Annotated in this window: 23 protein-coding genes; 13 read left to right on the top strand and 10 right to left on the bottom strand. The window is 50.2% G+C overall.

Annotated elements, in window-relative coordinates; translation table 11 throughout:
* Nucleotides 1–138: 138 nt before the first annotated feature.
* Nucleotides 139–765 carry an isochorismate family cysteine hydrolase YcaC gene (ycaC, locus tag OGX91_RS02760; RefSeq protein ID WP_005120379.1) on the top strand — a complete coding sequence of 209 codons (627 nt, stop codon included), beginning with the start codon at nt 139–141 and terminating at the stop codon, nt 763–765.
* A 70-nt stretch (nt 766–835) separates the two neighbouring features.
* On the opposite strand, the gene zinT is transcribed toward ycaC, so the two are convergent.
* The 6 genes from zinT to OGX91_RS02730 all read right to left on the bottom strand — a co-directional run bounded on the left by zinT (nt 836) and on the right by OGX91_RS02730 (nt 6,300).
* Complete coding sequence (gene zinT / locus OGX91_RS02755) at nt 836–1,486, bottom strand: metal-binding protein ZinT (RefSeq protein WP_286625384.1); 651 nt, start codon at nt 1,484–1,486, stop codon at nt 836–838.
* 89 nt (nt 1,487–1,575) lie between these two features.
* On the bottom strand, nt 1,576–2,166 hold the full coding sequence (locus tag OGX91_RS02750) for an ATP-binding cassette domain-containing protein (protein WP_005120381.1): 591 nt from the start codon (nt 2,164–2,166) through the stop codon (nt 1,576–1,578).
* Nucleotides 2,150–2,944 carry an ATP-binding cassette domain-containing protein gene (locus OGX91_RS02745; RefSeq protein WP_005120382.1) on the bottom strand — a complete coding sequence of 265 codons (795 nt, stop codon included), beginning with the start codon at nt 2,942–2,944 and terminating at the stop codon, nt 2,150–2,152. The genes OGX91_RS02750 and OGX91_RS02745 overlap by 17 nt, the downstream gene beginning before the upstream one ends.
* The gene (locus tag OGX91_RS02740; protein WP_040233621.1) at nt 2,938–3,750 is read right to left on the bottom strand and encodes an ABC transporter permease; all 813 of its coding nucleotides are present in this window, start codon (nt 3,748–3,750) and stop codon (nt 2,938–2,940) included. The genes OGX91_RS02745 and OGX91_RS02740 overlap by 7 nt, the downstream gene beginning before the upstream one ends.
* Nucleotides 3,740–4,714: an ABC transporter permease gene (locus OGX91_RS02735; protein WP_286625381.1), complete on the bottom strand. Its 975-nt coding sequence runs from the start codon at nt 4,712–4,714 to the stop codon at nt 3,740–3,742. The genes OGX91_RS02740 and OGX91_RS02735 overlap by 11 nt, the downstream gene beginning before the upstream one ends.
* Nucleotides 4,714–6,300, bottom strand: a complete 1,587-nt coding sequence (locus OGX91_RS02730; RefSeq protein ID WP_040233619.1) for an ABC transporter substrate-binding protein — start codon at nt 6,298–6,300, stop codon at nt 4,714–4,716. Before OGX91_RS02730 ends, OGX91_RS02735 begins: the two co-directional genes overlap by 1 nt.
* Nucleotides 6,301–6,732: 432 nt before the next feature.
* Here OGX91_RS02730 and OGX91_RS02725 point away from each other — a divergent pair, with 432 nt between their 5' ends.
* Both OGX91_RS02725 and OGX91_RS02720 read left to right on the top strand, forming a co-directional pair.
* Nucleotides 6,733–8,820, top strand: coding sequence for a TonB-dependent receptor (locus OGX91_RS02725; protein WP_005120392.1), 2,088 nt, complete (start codon nt 6,733–6,735; stop codon nt 8,818–8,820).
* Between the two features lie 102 nt (nt 8,821–8,922).
* Nucleotides 8,923–9,165: a helix-hairpin-helix domain-containing protein gene (locus tag OGX91_RS02720; protein WP_005120394.1), complete on the top strand. Its 243-nt coding sequence runs from the start codon at nt 8,923–8,925 to the stop codon at nt 9,163–9,165.
* A 37-nt stretch (nt 9,166–9,202) separates the two neighbouring features.
* On the opposite strand, the gene OGX91_RS02715 is transcribed toward OGX91_RS02720, so the two are convergent.
* The 3 genes from OGX91_RS02715 to icd form a co-directional block, all read right to left on the bottom strand.
* Nucleotides 9,203–11,131 carry a putative bifunctional diguanylate cyclase/phosphodiesterase gene (locus OGX91_RS02715; RefSeq protein ID WP_182290598.1) on the bottom strand — a complete coding sequence of 643 codons (1,929 nt, stop codon included), beginning with the start codon at nt 11,129–11,131 and terminating at the stop codon, nt 9,203–9,205.
* A 17-nt stretch (nt 11,132–11,148) separates the two neighbouring features.
* Nucleotides 11,149–11,643, bottom strand: coding sequence for a putative pterin-binding protein (locus tag OGX91_RS02710; RefSeq protein ID WP_149691645.1), 495 nt, complete (start codon nt 11,641–11,643; stop codon nt 11,149–11,151).
* A 640-nt stretch (nt 11,644–12,283) separates the two neighbouring features.
* Nucleotides 12,284–13,534, bottom strand: a complete 1,251-nt coding sequence (icd, locus tag OGX91_RS02705) for an NADP-dependent isocitrate dehydrogenase (RefSeq protein ID WP_005120987.1) — start codon at nt 13,532–13,534, stop codon at nt 12,284–12,286.
* A gap of 202 nt (nt 13,535–13,736) precedes the next feature.
* Between icd and rluE the strand changes: the two genes are divergently transcribed.
* The 8 genes from rluE (at nt 13,737) to roxA (ending at nt 21,553) form a co-directional block, all read left to right on the top strand.
* Nucleotides 13,737–14,360, top strand: coding sequence for a 23S rRNA pseudouridine(2457) synthase RluE (rluE, locus tag OGX91_RS02700; protein WP_040233613.1), 624 nt, complete (start codon nt 13,737–13,739; stop codon nt 14,358–14,360).
* 9 nt (nt 14,361–14,369) lie between these two features.
* Complete coding sequence (locus OGX91_RS02695) at nt 14,370–14,831, top strand: NUDIX hydrolase (RefSeq protein WP_005120989.1); 462 nt, start codon at nt 14,370–14,372, stop codon at nt 14,829–14,831.
* Nucleotides 14,832–14,884: 53 nt separating this feature from the next.
* Complete coding sequence (mnmA, locus tag OGX91_RS02690) at nt 14,885–15,991, top strand: tRNA 2-thiouridine(34) synthase MnmA (RefSeq protein WP_286625379.1); 1,107 nt, start codon at nt 14,885–14,887, stop codon at nt 15,989–15,991.
* A 34-nt stretch (nt 15,992–16,025) separates the two neighbouring features.
* A complete protein-coding gene (gene hflD, locus OGX91_RS02685) occupies nt 16,026–16,667 on the top strand; it encodes a high frequency lysogenization protein HflD (RefSeq protein WP_005120991.1) in 642 nt (213 codons plus the stop codon).
* A gap of 3 nt (nt 16,668–16,670) precedes the next feature.
* Nucleotides 16,671–18,041, top strand: coding sequence for an adenylosuccinate lyase (gene purB / locus OGX91_RS02680; RefSeq protein ID WP_149691648.1), 1,371 nt, complete (start codon nt 16,671–16,673; stop codon nt 18,039–18,041).
* 163 nt (nt 18,042–18,204) lie between these two features.
* Nucleotides 18,205–18,876: a two-component system response regulator PhoP gene (phoP, locus tag OGX91_RS02675; protein WP_005121074.1), complete on the top strand. Its 672-nt coding sequence runs from the start codon at nt 18,205–18,207 to the stop codon at nt 18,874–18,876.
* Nucleotides 18,876–20,339, top strand: coding sequence for a two-component system sensor histidine kinase PhoQ (gene phoQ / locus OGX91_RS02670; protein WP_005121075.1), 1,464 nt, complete (start codon nt 18,876–18,878; stop codon nt 20,337–20,339). The genes phoP and phoQ overlap by 1 nt, the downstream gene beginning before the upstream one ends.
* Before the next feature lie 92 nt (nt 20,340–20,431).
* On the top strand, nt 20,432–21,553 hold the full coding sequence (roxA, locus tag OGX91_RS02665; RefSeq protein ID WP_005121076.1) for a [50S ribosomal protein L16]-arginine 3-hydroxylase: 1,122 nt from the start codon (nt 20,432–20,434) through the stop codon (nt 21,551–21,553).
* Between the two features lie 106 nt (nt 21,554–21,659).
* Here the strand turns inward: roxA and pepT are convergent, their stop codons facing one another.
* Complete coding sequence (pepT, locus tag OGX91_RS02660) at nt 21,660–22,883, bottom strand: peptidase T (protein WP_040231981.1); 1,224 nt, start codon at nt 22,881–22,883, stop codon at nt 21,660–21,662.
* A gap of 250 nt (nt 22,884–23,133) precedes the next feature.
* Between pepT and potA the strand changes: the two genes are divergently transcribed.
* The gene (potA, locus tag OGX91_RS02655; RefSeq protein ID WP_040231979.1) at nt 23,134–24,270 is read left to right on the top strand and encodes a spermidine/putrescine ABC transporter ATP-binding protein PotA; all 1,137 of its coding nucleotides are present in this window, start codon (nt 23,134–23,136) and stop codon (nt 24,268–24,270) included.
* Entirely contained in the window at nt 24,254–25,117 is an 864-nt protein-coding gene (gene potB, locus OGX91_RS02650; protein ID WP_040231977.1) for a spermidine/putrescine ABC transporter permease PotB, read from the top strand. The genes potA and potB overlap by 17 nt, the downstream gene beginning before the upstream one ends.
* The last annotated feature ends 386 nt before the right edge of the window (nt 25,118–25,503 follow it).

Here is a 25,503-nt window from a genome sequence, read left to right as displayed (position 1 = left end):
GGTTGCAACATCATTATTCGTTCCAGATATGCAACGATGAAACCCACTTTTGCGCCTACCCAATGCCCCGTTTAGCCACTAATGTTTATCAGTAGATTCAGCCCGCAAGGCACCCTCTCATCATATGGAGAAAGAAAAATGACTATTGCTTATAAGCGTCTTGATAAAGATCAGGCTGCCGTACTACTGGTCGATCACCAAACGGGTTTACTTTCACTGGTCCGTGACATCGATCCAGACAAGTTTAAAAACAACGTTCTGGCATTAGGCGATCTGGCGAAATATTTCAAACTCCCGACGATTCTGACCACCAGCTTTGAAACGGGTCCTAACGGTCCATTGGTTCCTGAGCTGAAAGAACTGTTCCCGGATGCCCCTTATATCGCACGTCCTGGCCAGATTAATGCCTGGGATAACGAAGATTTTGTTAACGCGATCAAAGCGACAGGCAAAAAGCAGCTAATTATTGCCGGGGTGGTGACCGAAGTCTGCGTCGCATTCCCTGCGCTTTCTGCCATTGAAGCCGGTTTCGACGTGTTTGTGGTCACCGATGCATCCGGTACGTTTAATCCGCTGACCCGTGATTCCGCGTGGAATCGTATGTCATCTGCTGGCGTACAATTAATGACATGGTTCGGTCTGGCCTGTGAATTACACCGTGACTGGCGCAACGATATTGAAGGGCTGGGAACGTTGTTCTCCAACCATATTCCTGACTATCGCAACCTGATGACCAGCTACAACACGCTGACATCCGGGAAATAATGTTCCTGTCAGTGTAATACACAGAAACCCGCCAACATCGGCGGGTTTCATCGGACAGTTTCAGTCGGGATTAATGGTGCAACATTTCATCCACCACATCTTCTCCCTTGAGCTGATAAGGGTAATAGGTTGGCCAGTTATCCATCTCTTCAAGCAGGGCCGCCTGTGAGGTATTCCCCATAAAGATATGGAAGTGGCTCGACTTACGTGGCGCGATAATGTGATCGCTGAATTGCACGTATTTCGGCGCGTCGCTGCCAGCGTCTTTACACTCGAACAGATAACGCACACCTTTCTTGCCTGACGTATAGTTCAAAATTTTATATCCGGCATAATCATACTTACACGATGCCACCTTTTTACCGGTATGAAACTCCATTACGCCGTTTTCAATACCAATAGTGTCAACATCGGTCGCGTAGCCCTTACGGTAATAGGCTTTAACCTGCTCTGCCGTTTTGCTCTTGTCTTTCTCCGCTTTCTTTTTGAATACCGGATCCAGTTCGCCACTCACCAGATACGGATAGACCGACTGCCACATGCCATCCCAGTCGGTCAGCGCCCTGTTTTGCACCTGGTTATCATCAAACACCCCTTCCGACGCCTTTTGTTCTGCTTCACTCATCGGAGCACCATGGGAATGATGACCGTGCGCCATAACCGCACCACTGACTAAAAGCATTCCCAGAGCTATTGTCAATTTTTTAATACAAATAGCCAAAATTTCACCCTCAAATCATTTGCGAGTGAAATGTTATAATATAACGTACCAATTAAATCAATAGACCAGCTGCAAGCCCTTGTCTCATTTTACGCTACAATGAGTTTGCTGGAACAAAGCTGATCAAGCAGGGCCTGCTGATGGCTGATAATCAGCATAGCCAATGGCCGACGCTGACATTCTTCAAGCAGCAGCGCCCAGATATCCCGCTGGATAGAGGGATCGAGCTGCGCAGTTATTTCATCGGCAATCAGAAAACGCGTACGCGGGTCGAGCGCCCGCAGGATGGCAATTCGCGCCAGCTCACCGCCCGAAAGTTGTCCGGGACGACGCGTTAACCACTCCGGCTTAATATGCAGTCGGGCAAGCGTTTCTGCATCTGGCCGCCAGGCATCATGAACCGCATCACCGGTACTCCGCCTGGGGTTAAAGGTTAATTCCGGATGCTGTGGTACGAGCTGCACCGGGCAATATTGATGGCGCGGCAACGGTTGGCCATCAACCAGAACGTCGCCGGATGTCGGCTTTTGCCACCCCGCAAGCACACGTCCCAGCGTTGTTTTTCCGGTTCCACTGGGTGCACAAATCCCAATGCGCTCCCCTGGTGACAACGAGAACGAGAGATTTTGCCACAGTATTTTACCTCCCTGACGAATGAACACATCACGACAGCACAGCATAACGCTCTCCAAAAAGTTGATTTCTTTCGGGCAGCGCTCGCCATTGCCGTTGCAGGTGTTCACTAATTTCACCGCGCAAAAGCTGTTCCCGGCTGACATTATCCGACACCGTTCCTTGATGCAGCGCGACAATGCGATCTGCGTGACGTGCAGCCAGAGTGAGATCATGTGTCACCCATAAAACGCCCGCGCCCCGCTCGCACAGGCCGCGTAGCTGTTCCAGCAGTTGATTTGCCAGAGGCGCATCAAGCCAGGCGGTAATCTCATCAGCAAGGATATAACGAGCCTGACTGAGCGCGGCATGACACGCCAGAATGCGTTTGGCCATTCCTCCCGAAAGCTGACGCGGGAAAGCCTCTAACACGGTTGTTTCCAGATGATGACGTTCGAGCAAGCGTTCAATTTGCCCTGCATTCCACGCCTGACCGGAAAGCTGGCTGGCTCTTCGTAAATGCTTTTCAATAGACAGCAGCGGATTCAGCGCCTGCACACCTTGCGGAACATAACTAAACGTATTGCCACGGCATGCCCTGATGTCATTGTTATCCAGCATTTTTCCATCAAGGGTGATATTGCCATGAAAGCGCAAATTTTCCGGCAACAGATCGAGTAAGCATTGCAGTAGCAGGCTCTTACCCTCACCGCTCCCCCCCACTAACGCCACCATCTGGCCCGGCGCAACATCAAAGGAAACATCCTGCAGCAACGAGGACCATTTTTTTGCGCCGTACCAGCGATAACGCGCCACTTCCAGCGACATCTGCCGCAAACTCAACATGTATCACCCCTCAACCATAAACGATGTACCGCCCGGGCAAGTTGATCAAATAGCATCACAAGGAGAAATAGCATCAGCCCTGGAAACAGCACCAGCCACCAGTCGCCATGACTGATAAACCGCAGCGCATCTGCCAGCAACAGTCCCAGCGAAGGTTCGTGGGGTGCCAGCCCGAAGCCAAGGAAACTTAACGCTGCACTGTGCAAAACCGCATGAGGGAACATCAGCAACGTTCCCGTTAACCACTGGGGCAATAGCGCAGGTAAATAGTGATGCCGCCAGCAGTAAAAGTGGCCATGTCCCAGTCGCCAGGTGAGTGTCAGGTAATCACTGTGGGCAACGCGTTCCGCTTCAGCACGTAAAATCAATGCCAGCCGCGGCCAGTGTGTGAGCGCAACCGCCATAATCACCCCGCTTTTCCCACCGCCCAACGTAAAACAGATCAAAATCAGCAGCAGAAGGTGCGGCATGGACAACATCGCATCGGTGATCAGACGCATGGCGACATCCAGGCGTGGATGCAAACGGGAAGTCGCCGCCATCAGTAACGCAATGAATCCGCTGCACAGCGCCGCGCCAATGCCGATTTGCAGGCTGGTTAGCGCCCCCTGAAAGCAACGAACCCACAGGTCGCGCCCCAGATTGTCGGTACCAAACCAGTACAGCGAATCAGGCGGAAGATGACGAGCAAGAAGATTCACGGTCAACGGATTATCCAGCGTGGCCGCGCCATATACTGCAATAAATAACAGGCCGCTCACGGACAGCAGAAGACGAACAAGCGTCGGCGTCGGGTTATAGAGCATCAGGTCGCTCCAGCGCACGATTCAAAACATGGACAAACCAGGCCGAGAGAGAGTTACCAATAAACACCAACACGGTACTGAACAAGACAATCCCCATCAGTAACGGCAGGTCACCGCGTAATCCGGCATCGATGGTAGCCTGCCCCAGCCCCGGATAGGCAAAAACTTTTTCAGACAGCAACGCACCGCCCAACAGTTCGCCCAACGAGGCAAACTGTAGACATAGCGCTGGCGTGATGGCGTGTCGCAGAACCTGGTGACGCAACAGCGACCACCCCTTGTCACCCTGCGAACGCGCAAAGCGGACAAATTCGCTTTTCATCACGCTGGCGATACTTTCCCGCGTGTGCAACGTAATTTGCCCCAGCCCCAGCAGGCTAAGTGCGCAAACAGGGAGAACCAGATGGCGCAGACGTTCAGTCAGCGTTGCCATATCGCTGTTATTTCCCGGTTCCCACGCACAACAGACCGGGAACAGCGGCCAGCGCACCGCAAATACCGCCAACAGCAGCATGCCAATCCAAAAGGTCGGTAAGGAAGAAAGCAGATAGCTAAGTCGGCAAATGGCCTTATCCGGCCAACGGTTCAGGTAGCGGCCTGCAACAAACCCCATTGTCGTTCCCAATATACCGGAAACCAACCACGCTCCGCTCAGCAGCGCAAACGAGGTCGCAAACCGCTCCTGAATCACGCTGGCGACAGGGGCATTAAACAACATCGAGTAACCAAGGTCGCCCTGTAGCACGCGGAAGAACCAGTGGAAAAAACGCTCCCACAGTGGTTGATCCAGACCCCAACGCGCAGCAATACGTGCATATTGCTCCGGCGGAACATGCAGCAAATCGTTGCCAATATAGGCACGGATTGGATCGACCGGTGAAAAGCTGAGCAAGATGAAAGTGCCAGCCGCGACCAGCACTAACAACGCTATCAGCCGTAATACATGGCCTAAAACAGACTTCATCAACGGCAGGTCCAGGTCCATTCATCAAGATTGTTGAGCAATGACCAGCTGCCGTGAATTTCCGGTGCACCTTTGCCCAGATCAATGCACGGATTTGCCAGATAGGTGTGCTGAATATTCAGCAGCCATGCCCATGCGGCATCCCCTTCTACGCCTGCACCTTGTTTACCATCCCACTCAACCTGTTGCCAGAAAGGCAACGCTTTTTGCCAGTCTGGTGCATCAATGGCCTGCTTGAGATGTTGCTCGACCACCGGATTGCTGTAGTAGCCCGGGTTGTAATACTCCACACCTGCCGCCTGCCCGCTGTAGTGATGGAAAAGCTCCATCGGATCCAGACTCCCCCAGCCGAACAGCGTAGGATTAGCATGCATATGACGTTCAACGGTTTCCCAGCTACCCGACTGCAGCGACACTGCAATGCCTACCGGCTCCAGCATGGCGCGCACAGCCTCGGCTAAATCACGACGGGTACTGTCGCCGCTGGCATACCACAACGTCAGACGCGCCTCTTTACCGTCTTTCACCCGTACTCCGTCTTTGCCCACCTTCCAGCCGGCCTGATCCAGAATCGTCCGGGCTTTTTCAGCGTCGCCATCTTTGAATGCCACCGAAGTCCCCTGCCATGGCAACCCCTGAACCGCGCTATACGCGGGGATCGCATGACCTTCCATAACCTGCCCGGCAAGCTGCTTACGGTCAATGGCGTAGTTGATCGCACGCCTGATAGCTATATCGGCTGTAATATCGTTCCCAACCGGATAACCATTAGCATCTTTCTTCCCAGCCGGAACCATTGGGAAAACAATACCGCGGTTTTCTACACTGTCTCGAACCCACAGTTTTAAATTCTGCTGTGTGGGTGCTACCGCCATCGACGGCGCAATACGTACCAGTCCCAGTTGGCCACTACGTGCTGCGGCGTATGCGTTATCCTCATCGAGGAATACAAACACTAGCCGGTTGAAATCATTCTTCTTACCGGCATACCACGGGTTTGCTTCCACGATCAGTTGCTGCCCCGGTTGAAAGCTCACCAGGCGGTAAGGACCTGCGCCAATCGGATTTTTGGCAAATGTTTTTTCGTCATATTGTTTTGCCGGAACAATACCTAACGAACCGAGCACGTTCACAAAAGTGCTCTGCGGATGGCTGAGCGTAATTTCTGCCGTGCGGTTATCTATCACGCGGGCATGGGTGAAATTCCCCATGTCAATTTTTCCACCACTTTTTGCGGCTTTGTTATAGGTGAAGACCACATCTTCTGCCGTTAGCGGCGAACCATCAGAGAATTTGAGATCGGGCTTAAGCGTCAGCGTCCAGGTTTTGCCGTCGGCACTGGTCACCACTTTTTCCGTCAGCAGGTTTCCCCAGCTCATATCCGCATTTTGCTTTAACACCGGTGCATGCAACAGCAGATAGCTGCCATGACTCCAGCCCAACATCGGGTCAAATCCCTCCGTCGGCTCGGGCCCAATGGCCAGTTTTAGCGTCTGGCCTTTGTCTGCATTTTGCGCAGCGAGGAGTGGCGAGGTTAATGCGAGAGTCAGTGCGCACGTCAGCAGTGCCAGCTTGCCTTTAATCATTCTCTTATCCAGATTTACGTTATTTTTATCGCGTTTAACGAACAATTTACGTTAGACGGTCTCCTGGGGAAGGGATTATGGCGGACAGTAATGCCGAAAAAAATGATACAGCGCAGAAAAGTATGACGATTTTTAAAAAACATCATACGACTTTCTAATACCCGGTACTTTCACCTTTCACTTCACTGAAGTGGCTAAGCAAAATCACCGTATTTATTCGGCTTTATATTAAATAAGAAGCAATAGTTGCAGGAAAAACTATTCACCCGTTTCGGTTTTTACCTACCTCAAATTCATGACAATTTATGTATATTTATTAAAGAAAGACACAGTAAGTGACAAGTTATGTAAATGTATAATGATAATTATTTGTATTATTATTTTCATCAATTATCTTACTGCCTTTGAATTTTTAACAAAGGAAGTTTGACTATGCGTTTAAAACCTGTTGCCTCTGTCGTTCTGTCCTGTATAGGGTTTACCAGCCCCTTTGTCTTCGCTGAAGACGTGATGGTAGTAACCGCTTCTGGTTACGAAAAAAAGATCACCAACGCGGCTGCCAGCGTTTCCGTTATTTCACAGCAAGAGTTACAAACCAATAAATATAACGATTTAGGTGAAGCTCTGCGTTCTGTGGAGGGTGTGGATGTCGAAAGCAGCACGGGTAAAACCGGCGGTCTGGAAATTAGCATCCGTGGTATGCCCGCCAGCTATACCCTGCTCTTGATTGACGGTATCCGTCAAAATGGAAGCAGCGACGTGACACCGAACGGCTTTTCGGCCATGAATACCAGCTTTATGCCTCCACTGGCAGCAATCGACCATATTGAAGTGATCCGCGGTCCGATGTCGACGTTATACGGTTCCGATGCCATTGGCGGCGTCGTCAATATCATCACCAAAAAGAGCACCGATAAATGGAGCACGTCCATTAATACCGGCGTTAACCTGCAAGAAAGTAATAAATGGGGTAACAGTACTGTCGCCAACTTCTGGTCAAGCGGCCCATTGATCGCCGGTGTACTGGATATGCAGGTTCGCGGCAGTACCACGCAGCGTCAAGGCTCCAGTGTCACTTCGCTGAGTGATACCTCTTCCACCCGCGTGCCATATCCTACGGAATCTGAGAATTACAATATCGGCACTCGCCTGGACTGGAAAACCAGCGACAGCAATACGTTGTGGCTGGATCTCGATTCCGCCAGACAACGCTACGATAACGATGATGGACAGCTTGGCAATCTGACCGGCGGATATGATAAGACGCTGCGTTATGAACGTAACAAAGTGACGCTCGGCCACGATACCGCATTAACATTTGGCACCTGGAAGTCCTCTGTGGGCTGGAATGAAACCGAGAACAAAGGCCGCCAGTTGGTCTCCTCGGCACTGACACCAGAGAACGCGAGCCGGGCTGGCGACGCGCGTGAACTGAAGAACACCAACGTTATTCTGGATTCCATGCTGCTGACGCCGTTAGGTGACTCGCACCTGTTGACTCTCGGGGGGGAATACTGGGATGCCCGCATGAAGGACGGTGTCGTGCTGGCCAATACCGGAGAGACATTCCACCAGAAAACATGGTCGGCCTATGCTGAAGATGAATGGCATATCCTCGATTCTCTGGCCTTAACCGTGGGGACACGCTATGAACATAACGACGTCTTTGGCGGGCACCTCAGCCCACGTGCCTATATGGTCTGGGACGTATCCGATGAGTGGACCCTCAAAGGTGGTGTCACAACGGGTTATAAAGCGCCATCGCTCAGCCAACTTCATAACGGCATCAGCGGCGTAACGGCACAGGGAACCGTCAATACCGTCGGGAACCCGAACCTTAAACCTGAAGAAAGTACCAGTTACGAAACCGGGCTTTACTATGAGAATGACGCTGGGCTGAACGCCAACGTCACGGGTTTCTATACTGAATACAAAAATAAAATCGTTTCGTATTCTATCGATGATAATACCAACAGCTACACCAACAGCGGTAAAGCAAGAACCGATGGTATCGAGTTTGCCAGCACATTCCCACTGTGGTCGGACTCGCTGAGTTTATCTCTCAATTACACCTATACCCAGAGCAAGCAAAAAGATGGCGAGAATAAAGGCGCGCCACTGAGTTATACCCCGAAACACATGGCGAACGCCCGTCTGAACTGGCAGGCAACGGAAGATATGAACGCCTGGCTGAGCGCTCGCTACCGCGGTAAGGCTCCACGCTATACGGAGAATTACGACAACCTCAGCGCCGTCCAAAAGGCGGTGTATGACGACAAAGGTGCAAATTTAAAAGCCTGGACCGTCCTGGACATGGGGATGTCTTATAAACTGACCAAAGAACTGACGCTGAATACGGCGGTGAACAACGTGCTGGATAAAGACTTTAGTGACGTCACGCTGTATCAGGTCGGCCGCAATAGTACTTATGCGGGCGACTACTATCAGACTGCACAATCCACGACCGGATACGTCAACCCGGGCCGTAACTACTGGGTATCCTTAAACTACCAGTTCTAGTTTTGCTTACCTCTGTTGGCCAGGCTATAACTGATAGCCTGGCCGCTATCAGTGTGTATTCGTAAGCGGATTGTCAGTATTGCGCATAGGTAAGGAGAGACAATGCCCTTTTCAACCACTGAGCGTCAGGCACTTCTGTCATTAAAAGGCGTTGGCCCCAAAGTCATCGAGCGGCTTGAGCAACTTGGTTTCCACTCGCTTACCGATCTCAAAAACTCTACTGTCGACGATATTACCCAGCAAGCAGCGTCGATGGTCGGCTCGACGTGCTGGAAAAACAGTCCGCAAGCGAAAGCGGCAATTGCCAACGTCTTAGCGCTGGCAAGTGCGTTGTCGTTACGCTGATTTAGCGTATCACCAGGGCACGAGGAACGGGCGTTATTTAACCGTTTCTGATTTTCCCATTGATACCCGGCTGCGGTTTACCAAACAGATACCCTTGCGCGAAGTCGCAGCCCAGAGCCTGAAGGCTCGCCAGCTGTTCCTCTGTTTCGACACCTTCTGCAACAGCTTTCATGTTCAGCGATTTCGCCATACCAGTGATAAGCCTGATGATATTAAGGGCGTCTTCCTGTGTAGATATCGAATGCACAAAGGACTTATCTATTTTGATTTTATCGAAGGCAAGCCGACTTAGTCGCGAAAGAGAAGAGTATCCGGTACCAAAATCATCGATGGAGATTTTTACTCCCAGGGCTCTGAGCTTGTTAAGCGTATTCATCGGCGTATTGCTCTCCGTAAAGAGAGAGGATTCCGTCACTTCCAGCTCGAGACGGTCTGCCGGAAGTCCGGTTTCTTTCAGAATGGACAGCACGATTCCGGCAAAGGCCTTGCTGCTTAGCTGGACAGGTGAAACATTGACTGAAATTTTAACCGGTACCGCCCAGGAAGCCGCTTCCCTGCAAGCAATTTCAAGCACTGATTTTCCCATCTCGTTAATCATTCCTGTTTTTTCAGCAACAGGAATAAAACTATCCGGCGACAGAAGTCCTTTTAGCGGATGTATCCAACGAATAAGGGCTTCATAGCTGTAAATTTCCTGGCTGAAAGAATCGACAATAGGCTGATAATAAACCACGAACTCTTTATTCACTATGGCCATTGCCATATCATGCTCAAGCGTTCTGCTTTCTTGCAGCTTTTCTAACATCCGCTGCCGGAAGACTTTTATTTTACCCGAGCCTTCATTTTTCGCTTCATAAAGCGCCAGATCGGCAAATTTATAAAGATAGTCGGAACGGCGTTCAGTTTCTGAGATAACAATACCAACACACGTGGTTATATTTATAATTGCGTTATAAATAGTGTAGGGTTGGTTGATAAAATCACATATTTTTTGGGCTCGGGAAACGGCACGACTCTCTGTCAGACCGCTCGAAAGAAACGCAAACTCATCGCCGCCTAAACGATATAGCGTGTCTGAACCCTGGCTCATAGAAATCAAACGATGGGATATCTGGCGTAATAACATATCACCGGCATCATGACCATACGTATCATTTACCTCTTTGAATCGATCTAAATCAAACAACATCACCGTCACAGAGTCATTGTTTTTCTCTGCCATCTCGATGATTTTATTTAAATCCCCCCAGAATAACTGGCGATTATTCATCTCGGTGAGAGAGTCGTGATAGACGTCATACTCCAGTTTTGCATTCTGGATCTGCAGTTTTTCTTTAGACTCCTGAAGTTCCTCAGCAAGGCACTTAACCTGGAGATGTGCTCTCAAAATGTTTCTGTTCTGAAAAAAAATCAGAATCCCCAGTATCGCACTCAATATTATAAGCAATACTGAAGTAGCTGAATAAATATAGTACAGGGTTTGAATATTAGTATTAGTATTATTAACCGAGCTAACATCTTTATCTAACGCACCGGATGAAAGACGGGCTAGCGGTGCATCAAGCGTATGCATTTCTTTCAAATATGCCTTGAGTTCTGAACGGTTCATTTTCTCAAGATGAACATCCAGATAATTAAGCATTTTTTGAAACTGTATAGCCAGTTCATAATGCGCTTGATTGCTCTCTATATAATGTCCTAAATCACCTTCCTTTATTAAATCGCTCTGGCTGAGCATAATATCGAGACGCAGGCGCACAGCATCAAGCGTTATCGTATCATCACTAATGTAGAGACCAAGCCACGATTCAAATCGGTAATATTCTGATACCATTTGAACAGCAGACCATGAGTCGGTGTAGTGCGTCAGTTTCTGTAGCTCTTGTTGTCTTTCGTGCACAAGGAAAGATATATATCCGGTAGATATAAAAAGAAAAAATATAATGCCAGCCAGTATTCTGTTCATGATGGTCCTCTGAACCCCTACTCAATTTTCATTGAACTGACCTGCCATGCTGACCTTGAATAAAAAATCTGATTATTCAGTTCAGGAATGCTGTCATAGGGATACACGATGAATAGTGGGCCTTTATCACGGATGCGCATATATTCTCCGTTGATTTTTAGAGCAAGAATAACATTATATTTCTTGAAATCACTGAGCGGGATAACGGTGGTGTAGTCATTGAGCGCAGTGACCTTAACAACAGAACCTTTTGCCCCGACATAATCCATGAGCTTTTGCAGTGAGATACCCGTAAAGGTAGTGCGTCCATTATACCAGGGTGAGGAGGTCTGGAAACTTACCGCGCCCAGATTCTCGAGACTGGTGATATCAAAAACGGCTTTCCCGTCTTCATTGGTATTTTCTATATTACCGGACACTGTTAAAAGGACTTTACCGACAGGCTTGGAAAGTTCACCAGCCCAGACCTGGGTAGTGACGACAAAGCTTAACAACATGACAATTAACCGCATTCTAACCTCACCAATCTATCGAATGTAAGAGAATTATAATTTAGTTATTATGCTATTTACACATGCAGCCCAGCGATTATTGATAATGCAAGCTCACTCATCTTTTAATTCATTAAAATCAAAGAGTTAACCTAATTTTATTTTTTGGTATTGTTTAAAAAAGACCATTACTGTTATTTGAGACACAGTAAATTTCGCTACTACCGTACAAAAAATAAGCCGCCTGTTCAGGCGGTAAAAATAAACACACATAAATATAAAGGTCTATTTTTTCGAGCAACGGCAGGATATTATTTTTCCAACCGAGGCTTCGCCCCCTCATCGAATGTGTGCCGCGCAATGAATCACCAGGATCTGTTTTTTCTGCTCATCCATAAAAAATATGATTGCTTGCTGGGTAGAGATATCCTGGCAAGAACCGCCCCATTGAACTTACAACACAGGCCAGGCGTAAATATCAATTTGTGTTCGCCAACACTAATCACAAATACCATGAGGGTATAAAATACAAATCTGGGGTGGTAAACCCTATATTCGCTTCGAGCCGCGGCAGGTTTATAGCTGTATTAATCGCCATCGAATTTCATTAAAAAAAACGGGAACCACCCGGCTCCCGTTCTCACACAACCCAGAATCTGGATTACATGTTTTCGATGATCGCGTCACCAAACTCTGAACATTTCAGCAGCTTAGCGCCGTCCATCAGACGTTCAAAGTCATAGGTTACGGTTTTCGCGTTGATCGCACCGCTCATACCTTTAACGATCAGGTCAGCCGCTTCTACCCAACCCATGTGGCGCAGCATCATTTCTGCAGACAGAATGATGGAACCTGGGTTCACTTTATCCTGGCCTGCGTACTTCGGTGCAGTACCGTGGGTTGCTTCGAACAGCGCACATTCGTCACCGATGTTGGCACCCGGTGCGATACCAATACCACCAACCTGTGCTGCCAGAGCATCAGAAATGTAGTCACCGTTCAGGTTCATACAAGCGATAACGTCGTACTCAGCGGGACGCAGCAGGATCTGTTGCAGGAACGCATCGGCGATAACGTCCTTAACCACGATCTCTTTACCGGTTTTCGGGTTCTTGATTTTAACCCACGGACCGCCATCGATCAGTTCACCACCGAATTCTTCACGCGCCAACTGGTAACCCCAGTCTTTGAACGCGCCTTCGGTGAATTTCATAATGTTACCTTTATGAACCAGGGTAACAGAATCACGATCGTTAGCGATGGCGTACTCAATCGCTGCACGAACCAGACGCTTGGTCCCTTCTTCGGAACACGGCTTGATACCGATACCGCAATGTTCCGGGAAGCGGATTTTCTTCACGCCCATCTCTTCGCGCAGGAATTTAATCACTTTCTCAGCATCAGCGGAGTCAGCTTTCCACTCAATACCCGCATAGATGTCTTCTGAGTTTTCACGGAAGATGACCATATCGGTCAGTTCAGGATGTTTAACCGGGCTTGGGGAGCCCTGGTAATAACGAACCGGACGCAGGCAAACGTACAGATCAAGTTCCTGACGCAGTGCAACGTTCAGAGAGCGAATACCGCCGCCAACTGGGGTGGTCAGTGGGCCTTTGATGGCAACACGATATTCACGAATAAGATCAAGGGTTTCAGCAGGCAGCCAGACGTCCTGGCCATAAACCTGGGTGGATTTCTCACCGGTGTAGATTTCCATCCAGGAGATTTTACGCTCGCCTTTATAGGCTTTCTCGACAGCAGCATCGACAACTTTGATCATCGGTGGGGTTACATCAACGCCGATACCGTCGCCTTCAATGAACGGGATAATCGGATTTTCAGGAACGTTGAGTTTGCCGTTTTGCAGGGTGATCTTCTTACCTTCCGCCGGAACAACTACTTTGCTTTCCATTCACCTCTCCTTCGAGCGCTTCTGGTTCTGCTCGTCTGTCATCGCGCTGCATGTGCGTTTGCGTCCTGCTGCACGAATGCGTTAGAGCAACTTTTTGTTAATGTTTTGTAATGAGCATGTCAATACTACCCTAATGTTCGCCGCCATGAAAGACACTCGTTCTTAGGCTATAATGCGGCAATTGATATAATCTGAAAATACCATGCAAAAAACTTCTTTTAGAAATCACCGGGTTGAGCGATTCAGCTCACGACAAGTCACCAGGCAGCGTAAAGAAAACCAGCCAAAACGCGTGGTTTTGTTCAATAAACCCTACGATGTTTTGCCACAATTTACTGACGAAGCAGGACGCAAAACGTTAAAAGATTTTATTCCCGTGCCGGGAATCTATGCTGCGGGCCGACTTGACCGCGACAGTGAAGGGCTTTTAGTGCTGACCAATGACGGTGCGCTGCAGGCCCGCTTGACGCAACCCGGCAAACGTACGGGGAAAATCTATTATGTTCAGGTGGAAGGCGAGCCAACACCCGAAGCGCTGGACGCTCTGCGCACCGGCGTAACGCTGAACGACGGCCCCACACTGCCCGCAGGTATTGAAGTAACAGAGGAACCCGCATGGCTGTGGCCGAGAAACCCACCTATTCGGGAGCGGAAAAATATCCCTACCACCTGGCTGAAAGTCACCTTATATGAAGGCCGCAATCGTCAGGTACGTCGCATGACAGCACACGTCGGCTTTCCTACACTGCGGTTAATTCGTTATGCGATGGGGAATTACACGCTGGACAATCTCGCTAATGGTCAATGGCGGGATGCAACTGTATAAGGAACAGGTATGTTTAAACCGCACGTCACCGTTGCCTGCATTGTGCATGCAGAAGATAAGTTTTTAGTCGTTGAGGAAACCATCAACGGCAAAGCGTTGTGGAATCAACCCGCCGGGCACCTGGAAGCCGATGAAACCCTGGTGCAGGCCGCCGCTCGCGAGCTATGGGAAGAGACAGGTATCCACGCGCAGCCACAGCATTTCATTCGAATGCATCAATGGATTGCCCCAGACAAAACGCCCTTTTTACGTTTTCTGTTTTCTATCGAGCTTGCCAATATGTGCGCTACCGAACCTCATGACAGCGATATAGACTGCTGTCGCTGGGTCAGCGCAGAAGAGGTTCTCTGCGCGCCAAACCTGCGCTCACCGTTGGTTGCCGAGAGTATTCGCTGCTATCAGAGCGGACAACGCTACCCGCTGGCGATGATCGGTGAATTTAACTGGCCGTTTACAGAGGGTGTCAAGTAAGGGGCTGCGTGCTAGAATATGCCGCCTTGAAGTTCAATGTCGTGAGTATTCCTATGTCTGAAAGCCCAAAAAAAGTGATCGTCGGCATGTCCGGCGGTGTCGATTCCTCCGTTTCTGCCTGGCTGTTGCAACAACAGGGTTATCAGGTAGAAGGCCTGTTCATGAAGAACTGGGAAGAGGACGATGGCGAGGAATATTGCACAGCGGCCGCCGACCTTGCGGATGCGCAGGCTGTCTGTGACAAACTCGGCATTGAACTGCATACCGTCAACTTTGCCGCAGAATACTGGGACAACGTCTTTGAACTGTTCCTTGAAGAGTACAAAGCGGGTCGTACGCCGAACCCGGACATTCTGTGCAACAAAGAAATTAAATTTAAAGCCTTCCTCGAGTTTGCCGCCGAAGATTTAGGTGCCGATTACATCGCCACCGGTCACTACGTGCGTCGCGCGGATGTGGACGGTAAAAGCCGACTGCTGCGAGGGCTTGATGGCAATAAAGACCAGAGCTATTTCCTCTATACCCTCGGTCATGAGCAGATCGCACAAAGCCTGTTTCCGGTAGGTGAACTGGAAAAACCACAGGTCCGTAAAATTGCCGAAGATCTCGGTCTGATTACTGCGAAGAAAAAAGACTCCACTGGTATTTGCTTTATCGGCGAACGTAAGTTCCGCGAATTTCTCGGCCGTTACCTGCCGGCGCAACCCGGCAAGATCATTACCGTTGACGGTGAAGAAATTGGCCAGCATCAGGGGCTGATGTATCACACCCTGGGTCAGCGTAAAGGTCTGGGTATTGGCGGAACAAAAGAAGGTACCGAAGATCCATGGTATGTCGTGGATAAAGACGTCGAGAACAACATTCTGGTTGTGGCTCAGGGTCATGAACACCCGCGCCTGATGTCCGTTGGCCTGATTGCACAGCAATTACATTGGGTCGACCGTCAACCGTTCACCGGCACCATGCGCTGCACAGTGAAAACCCGCTATCGTCAAACCGACATTCCGTGCACCGTTAAAGCGCTGGATGCTGAACGTATTGAAGTGAGTTTTGACGAACCCGTCGCGGCGGTAACACCGGGTCAGTCGGCGGTCTTTTACAACGGTGAAGTGTGCCTCGGCGGCGGTATTATCGAGCAGCGTCTGCCTCTGCCGGTATAATTATTTACACATTTGATACAAGGAAGCAGTGAACGTGGCAAAGAATTATTATGACATCACCCTCGCCCTGGCAGGCATTTGTCAGTCGGCACGCCTGGTGCAAGAACTGGCGCACCAGGGGCATTGTGATGCCGATGCATTACACGTTTCACTGAACAGCGTCATTGACATGAATCCCAGCTCTACGCTGGGTGTGTTTGGCGGCAGCGAGGCCAACCTGCGTCTCGGCCTGGAAACACTGCTCGGCGTGCTCAACGCCAGCAGTCGTCAGGGGCTGAACGCGGAACTTACCCGCTATACATTAAGCCTGATGGTGCTGGAGCGTAAGCTTTCAGCCGCCAAAGGCGCTATGGACACGCTGGGAGACCGTATCAACGGCTTGCAGCGCCAACTGGACCATTTTGATTTGCAGTCAGAAACGCTGATGAGTGCGATGGCAGGCATTTATGTTGACGTCATCAGCCCACTCGGCCCGCGTATTCAGGTTACGGGTTCTCCGGCCATTCTCCAGAGCCCGCAGGTTCAGGCTAAGGTTCGCGCTTCGCTGCTGGCTGGCATTCGCGCTGCCGTGCTCTGGCATCAGGTTGGTGGAGGCCGTCTGCAACTCATGTTTTCTCGTAATCGCCTGACGACTCAGGCAAAACAAATTCTTGCTCATTTAACCCCGGAGTTGTGATCTATGGAATTATCCTCACTGACCGCCGTTTCCCCTGTCGATGGACGCTACGGCGATAAAGTCAGCGCGCTGCGCGGGATTTTCAGCGAATACGGTTTGCTGAAATTCCGTGTACAGGTTGAAGTACGCTGGCTGCAAAAACTGGCCGCGCACGCAGCGATCAAGGAAGTTCCTGCTTTTGCTGCCGACGCAATCGGTTACCTTGATGCGATCGTCGCTAACTTCAATGAAGAAGATGCTGCGCGTATCAAAACCATTGAGCGTACGACCAACCATGACGTGAAGGCAGTTGAGTATTTCCTGAAAGAAAAAGTGGCGGATATCCCGGAACTGCACGCCGTTTCCGAGTTTATCCACTTCGCATGCACCTCAGAAGACATCAACAACCTGTCTCACGCGCTGATGCTGAAAACCGCACGTGACGAAGTGGTACTGCCGTACTGGCGTCAACTGATTGATGGCATCACCGCGCTTTCAGTTGAATATCGCGATATTCCTCTGCTCTCCCGTACTCACGGCCAACCTGCCACCCCATCAACAATGGGCAAAGAGATGGCAAACGTGGCGTACCGCATGGAACGTCAGTATCGCCAGCTCAACCAGGTTGAAATCCTCGGTAAAATCAACGGTGCAGTGGGTAACTATAACGCCCACATCGCTGCTTACCCGGAAGTTGACTGGCATCAGTTTAGCGAAGAGTTCGTCACCTCGCTGGGCATCCAGTGGAACCCCTACACCACGCAGATTGAGCCGCACGACTACATTGCCGAGCTGTTTGATTGCATCGCCCGCTTTAACACCATTCTGATCGATTTCGATCGCGACGTCTGGGGTTACATTGCATTGGGTCACTTCAAGCAGAAAACTGTCGCGGGTGAAATCGGTTCTTCGACCATGCCGCATAAAGTTAACCCGATCGACTTCGAAAACTCCGAAGGTAATCTGGGTCTGTCCAATGCGGTTCTGCAGCACCTGGCGAGCAAACTGCCGGTTTCCCGCTGGCAGCGTGACCTGACAGACTCAACCGTTCTGCGTAACCTGGGTGTGGGTATCGGCTATGCGCTGATCGCCTATCAGTCTACGTTGAAGGGGGTTAGCAAACTGGAAGTAAACCGCGATCACCTGCTGGATGAACTGGATCACAACTGGGAAGTTCTGGCTGAGCCGATTCAAACCGTAATGCGTCGCTATGGCATTGAAAAACCGTACGAGAAACTGAAAGAACTGACCCGTGGCAAGCGCGTTGACGCTGAAGGCATGAAGCAGTTTATCGACGGTCTGGCCCTGCCGGCAGACGAGAAAACCCGCCTGAAAGCGATGACACCGGCCAACTACATTGGTCGCGCCATCACCATGGTTGATGAACTGAAGTAATCAGCACTCCGCCAGATGCTGAACAGAAGCCGGATAAGCGTAAGCGATTCCGGCTTTTTATCGCCGCATTAACATCCCTTCCCCCGGTTTATTAAATGTTTATCCCCACTACCACATAATCAGCGTTAAACTATTCGTACCATGAATTTAGGGAGAAACAATGATGCGCGTGCTGGTTGTTGAGGATAATGCATTATTACGCCACCACCTTAAGGTTCAGCTCCAGGATTTAGGCCACCAGGTGGATGATGCAGAAGATGCAAAGGAAGCAGACTATTTTCTTAATGAACACCTGCCGGATATTGCGATCGTCGATTTAGGGCTCCCCGATGAAGACGGACTATCACTGATCCGCCGCTGGCGCAGTAATGACGTTTCATTGCCCATTCTGGTATTAACTGCCCGTGAAGGCTGGCAGGACAAAGTGGAAGTGCTCAGTGCCGGTGCAGATGATTACGTCACCAAACCGTTTCACATTGAAGAAGTGGTTGCAAGAATGCAGGCATTGATGCGCCGCAATAGTGGCCTGGCCTCGCAGATAATCTCGCTTCCGCCATTTCAGGTGGACCTTTCTCGCCGCGAACTGTCCGTGAACGATGAAGTGATCAAACTTACGGCTTTCGAATACACCATTATGGAAACGCTGATCCGTAATAGCGGCAAAGTCGTTAGTAAAGATTCGCTTATGTTACAGCTCTACCCGGATGCCGAACTGCGTGAAAGTCACACCATTGATGTCCTGATGGGACGTCTGCGTAAAAAAATTCAGGCGCAATATCCGCATGAGGTGATCACCACCGTACGTGGGCAAGGTTATCTTTTTGAACTGCGCTAATGAATAAATTACTGCGTCATTTTTTCCCGTTATCGCTGCGGCTGCGCTTTTTGCTGGCAACCGCAGGCGTTGTACTGGTCCTCTCGCTGGCTTATGGCATGGTGGCTTTGGTTGGCTATAGCGTCAGCTTTGATAAAACAACATTTCGTCTGCTGCGTGGCGAAAGTAATCTGTTCTATACACTGGCCAAATGGGAAAACGGCAAAATCAATGTCGAGCTACCTGAAAATCTCGATATGCAAAGCCCTACAATGTCGCTGATTTATAATGAAAACGGTAAACTGCTCTGGGCCCAACGCGACGTTCCCTGGCTGGTACAACGTATTCACCCAGACTGGCTAAAGACAAATGGTTTTCATGAGATTGAAGCCAATGTCGACGCCACCAGCACATTGCTGCGCGAAGATCATTCGGCGCAACAGAAGCTAAGAGAAGTCAGAGAAGATGACGATAACGCTGAAATGACCCACTCCGTGGCGGTGAACATCTACCCTGCCACCGCCAGGATGCCACAACTGACCATTGTGGTTGTTGATACCATTCCTATTGAGCTCAAACGCTCATATATGGTCTGGAGCTGGTTTATATATGTGCTGGTCGCCAATCTGTTGCTGGTCATTCCGCTGTTATGGGTGGCGGCCTGGTGGAGCCTGCGACCTATCGAATCACTGGCGCGCGAAGTCCGTGAGCTTGAAGAACATCATCGCGAGATGCTTAATCCTGCCACCACGCGTGAACTCACCAGTCTGGTGCGCAACCTCAACCGCTTATTAAAGAGCGAACGTGAGCGCTACGATAAATACCGCACCACGTTAACGGATCTCACCCACAGCCTGAAGACACCGTTGGCCGTATTGCAAAGCACGCTACGCTCAATGCGTAATGAGAAAATGAGCGTAAGCGATGCTGAACCCGTCATGCTGGAGCAAATTAGCCGTATTTCACAGCAAATTGGCTATTATCTGCATCGTGCCAGCATGCGCGGCAGTAGCGCCCTTCTCAGCCGGGAATTGCATCCGGTTGCACCGTTGCTGGATAAACTGACCTCTGCATTAAACAAGGTGTACCAGCGTAAAGGGGTTAACATTAATCTCGACATTTCGCCTGAGATAAGCTTTGTGGGTGAACAGAACGATTTCGTCGAAGTGCTGGGTAACGTCCTGGATAACGCCTGTAAATATTGCCTGGAATTTGTCGAGATCTCAGCGCAATTAACAGAAGATCATCTGCACATTGTGGTAGAAGATGACGGCCCCGGTATTCCACACAGTAAACGTGAAGTGGTGTTCGACCGCGGTCAGCGCGTGGATACCTTACGCCCCGGGCAAGGTGTGGGCCTGGCCGTCGCACGTGAGATCACCGAGCAATATGACGGGCAGATTATCGCTGGCGACAGTCTGCTGGGCGGAGCGCGCATGGAAGTTGTTTTCGGCCGCCAACATCCGGGACAAAAAGACGAGTAATCTTTATATGTAATAAATATGTACTGACTTCACGCTTGAGGTTAAGTATCCGTTATAATCGGTTGCAGATACCAGCCTGCGGGATGCTCATTATGGAATACCAACTCACACTTAACTGGCCCGATTTTCTTGAACGCCACTGGCAGAAGCGCCCGGTGGTCTTAAAACGCGGGTTTAACAATTTTATTGACCCACTCTCTCCTGACGAACTGGCTGGACTGGCAATGGAAAGCGAAGTCGACAGCCGGCTCGTCAGCCACCAGGATGGTAAATGGCAGGTTAGCCACGGTCCCTTTGAAAGCTATGACCATCTCGGCGAGAACAACTGGTCGCTTCTTGTGCAGGCGGTCAATCACTGGCACGAGCCAACCGCCGCGCTGATGCGCCCATTCCGCGAACTGCCGGACTGGCGTATCGACGATCTGATGATCTCCTTCTCCGTCCCCGGCGGCGGTGTTGGCCCACATCTGGATCAGTATGATGTGTTCATCATACAGGGAACCGGTCGCCGTCGCTGGCGCGTAGGTGAAAAACTGCAGTTGAAACAACACTGTCCTCACCCGGACCTCCTTCAGGTCGACCCGTTTGAAGCCATTATCGATGAAGAGCTGGAACCCGGCGATATTTTGTATATTCCACCTGGATTCCCGCACGAAGGCTACGCGTTGGAAAACGCAATGAATTACTCGGTAGGTTTCCGCGCACCGAATACCCGGGAGTTGATCAGCGGATTTGCTGATTACGTTCTGCAACGCGAACTGGGTAGCACGTACTACAGCGATCCAGATCTACCGCCACGCGACCATCCAGCAGACGTGCTGCCACAGGAAATGGACAAGCTGCGCGAAATGATGCTGGGGCTCATTAACCAGCCGGAGCATTTTAAACAGTGGTTTGGCGAGTTTATCTCTCAGTCGCGTCATGAACTGGACGTTGCTCCGCCTGAGCCGCCTTATCAGCCTGACGAAATCTATGATGCCCTGAAGCAAGGCGATGTCCTGGTCCGTCTGGGTGGGTTGCGCGTACTGCGCATTGGCGATGACGTTTATGTAAATGGTGAGAAAATTGACTCCCCGCACCGTCCGGCGCTGGATGCGCTGGCCAGCCATATTGTGCTGACGGCGGAAAACTTTGAGGATGCGCTGGAAGACCCGTCTTTCCTCGCCATGCTTGCCGCACTGGTGAATAGCGGATACTGGTTCTTCGAAGGGTAACCTATTGAGAGTGCGCCGGATGGCGCTTCGCTTATCCGGCCTACGGGATACGATATTTGTAGGCCGGATAAGCGAAGCGCCATCCGGCATCTACCGGCAAAAGCGGCTACTGTTTCGCCGTCAATTCCGCAATACGCACAATCACCTGCACCGCTTTTTCCATTCCCTCCAGGGTTACAAACTCATGTTTGCCATGATAGTTATAGCCACCGGTGAACAGATTCGGGCAAGGTAATCCCATGAACGACAGTTGCGCGCCGTCGGTGCCACCACGAATGGGTTTAAGATCCGGCTCAATGTCACAATCACGCATTGCCTGCTGGGCGATATCCAGCACATGCGGATGCTCGATCACTTTTTCACGCATATTGTAGTAGCTGTCTTCAATCACCAGCTCGATATAGCAGTCCGGATGTAACCCTTTGCCGACCTTTTTGGCGATATCCATAATTTTGCGTTTACGCGCTTCAAACTGCTTACGGTCAAAATCGCGGATAATGTAGTGCATATCAGCCCGATCGACCGTACCTTTCATGCTTGCCAGATGGTAAAAACCTTCGTAGCCTTCCGTCGCTTCGGGGCTTTCATCTGCCGGAACCTCCGCATGAATACGGGCAGCCAGCGACAGCGCATTCACCATCACCCCTTTTGCAGTACCGGGATGCACATTGTTGCCGACAATTTTGATATTGACCGATGCGGCGTTGAAGTTTTCAAACTCCAGCTCACCTACGCCACCGCCGTCAACGGTGTAGGCCCACTGCGCATCGAATGCTGCAACGTCGAAGTGCTTTGCGCCTTTACCGACTTCTTCGTCCGGCGTGAAGGCCACGCGGATATCACCGTGCGGAATGTCTTTTTGAATAAGCACAGCCAGCGCGGTCATAATTTCCGCCACACCGGCTTTGTCATCCGCGCCCAGCAGCGTTTTACCGTCTGTGGTGATCAACGTTTGACCCAGAAGTTGATGCAGCACCGGGAACATCACCGGCGACAGAACTTCATCACCAATGCCTAACGCAATATCGCCGCCGCGGTAGTTTTCAACGATTTGTGGATTAACGTTTTTACCGCTGAAATCCGGTGAGGTATCCACATGGGAAATAAAGCCGATCGCGGGAATATTGCCTGCAACGTTAGCGGGCAACGTTGCCATCAGCGTCCCCTTTTCGCTCAGTGAAATGTTAACCAGCCCCATCTCTTCGAGCTGTTGTTTGAGCAGTTGTAATAACTTCCATTGTCCTTCGGTGCTGGGTACCTGCCGCACGCCCGATTTTGATTGGGTGTCCAGCGACACGTAGTGTAAAAAACGCTCAAGTAGTTTATCCATGCAGTCACCCTCACTTTTTGTGACAACATTATCAATAAGCAACAAAAGACAAATATTGCGTCAGGTCACTTTTATCCCCGCAAGTGAGAATATTTCTCCCTGACATCCCCTCTGACTATAGGGTTAAGTCAGTAATTCGCAACAAGGATTGGCGATTACAATGGTTTGCCGTAGAATAACCGCCCTCATTAAGAGTCATCAAGGTGGTTAACCACAAACCCCGCATCGGTCAGCCATCCGTTGCGTTTACATGGGACAGAGTAAAAAATTGAATAAACAACCGCGTTCGCTTTCTCCACTGGTGCAATTAGCGGGAATTCGCAAGAGTTTCGATGGCAAAGAGGTGATTTCCAGCCTGGATTTGACCATCAACAATGGCGAATTTCTCACGCTGCTTGGCCCCTCTGGCTGCGGTAAAACAACCGTTCTTCGCCTGATTGCCGGTCTGGAAACGGTTGATTCCGGTCATATTATGTTGGACAACCAGGACATCACTCACGTTCCTGCGGAAAACCGCTACGTGAACACCGTCTTCCAAAGCTATGCGTTATTCCCCCACATGACCGTGTTTGAGAATGTGGCCTTTGGTTTACGCATGCAGAAAACCCCTGCAGCCGATATTCCTCCTCGCGTTACTGAAGCCCTGCGCATGGTGCAACTGGAAGAGTTCGCTCAGCGAAAACCACATCAACTCTCCGGTGGCCAACAGCAGCGCGTGGCGATTGCCCGTGCGGTGGTCAATAAACCGCGTTTGCTTCTGCTGGATGAGTCTCTCTCTGCGCTGGACTATAAACTGCGTAAGCAGATGCAGAACGAACTGAAAGCGTTACAGCGTAAACTCGGTATCACTTTTGTTTTTGTCACCCACGATCAGGAAGAAGCACTGACAATGTCAGACCGCATTGTGGTCATGCGTGATGGCAAAATTGAGCAGGATGGCACACCGCGAGAAATCTACGAAGAACCGAAGAATCTGTTCGTCGCCGGATTCATCGGCGAGATCAATATGTTTAACGCGACGGTCATTGAACGTCTGGACGAACAGCGTGTTCGTGCTAACGTTGAAGGCCGCGAGTGCAATATTTACGTCAACTTCGCGGTAGTTCCCGGGCAGAAACTGCACGTTCTGTTACGCCCGGAAGATCTGCGCGTGGATGAAATCAACGACGATAATCATATTGAAGGACTTATCGGTTACGTGCGTGAACGTAACTATAAAGGCATGACGCTGGAGTCGGTTGTGGAACTGGAAAATGGCAAGATGGTAATGGTCAGCGAATTCTTCAACGAAGACGATCCTGACTTTGACCACTCGCTCGACCAGAAAATGGCGATTAACTGGGTAGAAAGCTGGGAGGTCGTACTGGCTGATGAAGAACACAAGTAAATTCCAGAGTGTGGTGATCGTCACCATTGTCGGTTGGCTTGTGTTGTTTGTCTTTCTGCCCAACCTGATGATCATCGGCACCAGCTTTTTGACCCGCGACGACGCTAATTTCGTCAAAATGGTCTTTACGCTGGAAAACTATGCTCGCCTGCTCGATCCGCTCTATTTTGAGGTGCTGGTTCACTCCCTCAATATGGCGCTGATTGCCACACTCGCCTGCCTGGTACTCGGCTATCCGTTTGCCTGGTTTTTAGTCAAACTGCCGGAGAAAGTGCGTCCACTGCTGCTGTTCCTGCTGATTGTTCCGTTCTGGACCAACTCGCTTATTCGCATCTACGGTCTCAAAATTTTCCTCAGTACCAAAGGCTATCTCAACGAGTTTCTGTTGTGGCTCGGCGTGATTGATACGCCCATTCGCATTATGTTTACCCCCAGCGCGGTCATTATTGGCCTGGTGTATATCCTGCTGCCATTTATGGTGATGCCGCTCTACTCCAGTATTGAGAAACTGGATAAACCGTTACTCGAAGCTGCGCGCGATTTGGGTGCCAGCAAACTTCAGACCTTCACCCGCATTATTATTCCGCTGACAATGCCGGGAATTATTGCCGGATGTTTGCTGGTGATGCTGCCAGCCATGGGGTTGTTTTACGTATCCGACCTAATGGGCGGCGCGAAAAACCTGCTGATTGGTAATGTGATTAAAGTGCAATTCCTGAACATCCGCGACTGGCCGTTTGGAGCCGCCACCAGTATTACCCTGACCATCGTCATGGGGCTGATGCTGCTGATCTACTGGCGCGCTTCCCGCTTGTTGAACAAGAAGGTTAGCGACATAGACAGTTAATTAATATTATTCAATAAGATAACATACTTTTTGGCATGCTTTTTACCCTCAAGTAAACTGCATGCCAACCCCAATATTTAGGTTTAGTAAAAATGTGTCAACTCAGCATCCCTGTTCAGGTTAATTAGGACAAAGCCCTGTCGGGGACTTTTTCGGGCCGCACTCAGCAAATCCATACACTTTATATCCCTTTCCCTCCATGCAACTCAGGATGCGATTGCTCCGGGCATTAAAACTCTCAATTGTCTCTCCAGGCTCTATGCCATTCAGACTCCAGTTATTGCCGTCAAGGTTTGCCCTTGGGTTAACACCGCAGCTATACAGATCAACTTTACGCTGTGTAACATTGGTTAAGCCAGATGCCTCCGGTTTCTGGAATACCTGGA

The sequence above is a fragment of the Citrobacter sp. Cpa228 genome (assembly GCF_030333085.1).
GTDB lineage: Bacteria > Pseudomonadota > Gammaproteobacteria > Enterobacterales > Enterobacteriaceae > Citrobacter > Citrobacter pasteurii.
This window is presented reverse-complemented; position numbering and strand designations above follow the sequence as displayed.

Excerpts from the sequence above, each read along its gene's own strand:
- OGX91_RS02695 (WP_005120989.1), top strand. The coding sequence starts at position 14,370 with ATGTTTAAACCGCACGTCACCGTTGCCTGCATTGTGCATGCAGAAGAT.
- OGX91_RS02750 (WP_005120381.1), bottom strand. The coding sequence starts at position 2,166 with ATGCTGTGCTGTCGTGATGTGTTCATTCGTCAGGGAGGTAAAATACTG.
- phoP (WP_005121074.1), top strand. The coding sequence starts at position 18,205 with ATGCGCGTGCTGGTTGTTGAGGATAATGCATTATTACGCCACCACCTT.
- potA (WP_040231979.1), top strand. The coding sequence starts at position 23,134 with ATGGGACAGAGTAAAAAATTGAATAAACAACCGCGTTCGCTTTCTCCA.
- OGX91_RS02720 (WP_005120394.1), top strand. The coding sequence starts at position 8,923 with ATGCCCTTTTCAACCACTGAGCGTCAGGCACTTCTGTCATTAAAAGGC.
- OGX91_RS02730 (WP_040233619.1), bottom strand. The coding sequence starts at position 6,300 with ATGATTAAAGGCAAGCTGGCACTGCTGACGTGCGCACTGACTCTCGCA.
- purB (WP_149691648.1), top strand. The coding sequence starts at position 16,671 with ATGGAATTATCCTCACTGACCGCCGTTTCCCCTGTCGATGGACGCTAC.
- pepT (WP_040231981.1), bottom strand. The coding sequence starts at position 22,883 with ATGGATAAACTACTTGAGCGTTTTTTACACTACGTGTCGCTGGACACC.
- OGX91_RS02740 (WP_040233621.1), bottom strand. The coding sequence starts at position 3,750 with ATGCTCTATAACCCGACGCCGACGCTTGTTCGTCTTCTGCTGTCCGTG.
- icd (WP_005120987.1), bottom strand. The coding sequence starts at position 13,534 with ATGGAAAGCAAAGTAGTTGTTCCGGCGGAAGGTAAGAAGATCACCCTG.
- OGX91_RS02745 (WP_005120382.1), bottom strand. The coding sequence starts at position 2,944 with ATGTTGAGTTTGCGGCAGATGTCGCTGGAAGTGGCGCGTTATCGCTGG.
- OGX91_RS02715 (WP_182290598.1), bottom strand. The coding sequence starts at position 11,131 with ATGAACAGAATACTGGCTGGCATTATATTTTTTCTTTTTATATCTACC.
- rluE (WP_040233613.1), top strand. The coding sequence starts at position 13,737 with ATGCAAAAAACTTCTTTTAGAAATCACCGGGTTGAGCGATTCAGCTCA.
- potB (WP_040231977.1), top strand. The coding sequence starts at position 24,254 with ATGAAGAACACAAGTAAATTCCAGAGTGTGGTGATCGTCACCATTGTC.
- mnmA (WP_286625379.1), top strand. The coding sequence starts at position 14,885 with ATGTCTGAAAGCCCAAAAAAAGTGATCGTCGGCATGTCCGGCGGTGTC.
- phoQ (WP_005121075.1), top strand. The coding sequence starts at position 18,876 with ATGAATAAATTACTGCGTCATTTTTTCCCGTTATCGCTGCGGCTGCGC.
- roxA (WP_005121076.1), top strand. The coding sequence starts at position 20,432 with ATGGAATACCAACTCACACTTAACTGGCCCGATTTTCTTGAACGCCAC.
- OGX91_RS02710 (WP_149691645.1), bottom strand. The coding sequence starts at position 11,643 with ATGCGGTTAATTGTCATGTTGTTAAGCTTTGTCGTCACTACCCAGGTC.
- OGX91_RS02735 (WP_286625381.1), bottom strand. The coding sequence starts at position 4,714 with ATGAAGTCTGTTTTAGGCCATGTATTACGGCTGATAGCGTTGTTAGTG.
- OGX91_RS02725 (WP_005120392.1), top strand. The coding sequence starts at position 6,733 with ATGCGTTTAAAACCTGTTGCCTCTGTCGTTCTGTCCTGTATAGGGTTT.
- ycaC (WP_005120379.1), top strand. The coding sequence starts at position 139 with ATGACTATTGCTTATAAGCGTCTTGATAAAGATCAGGCTGCCGTACTA.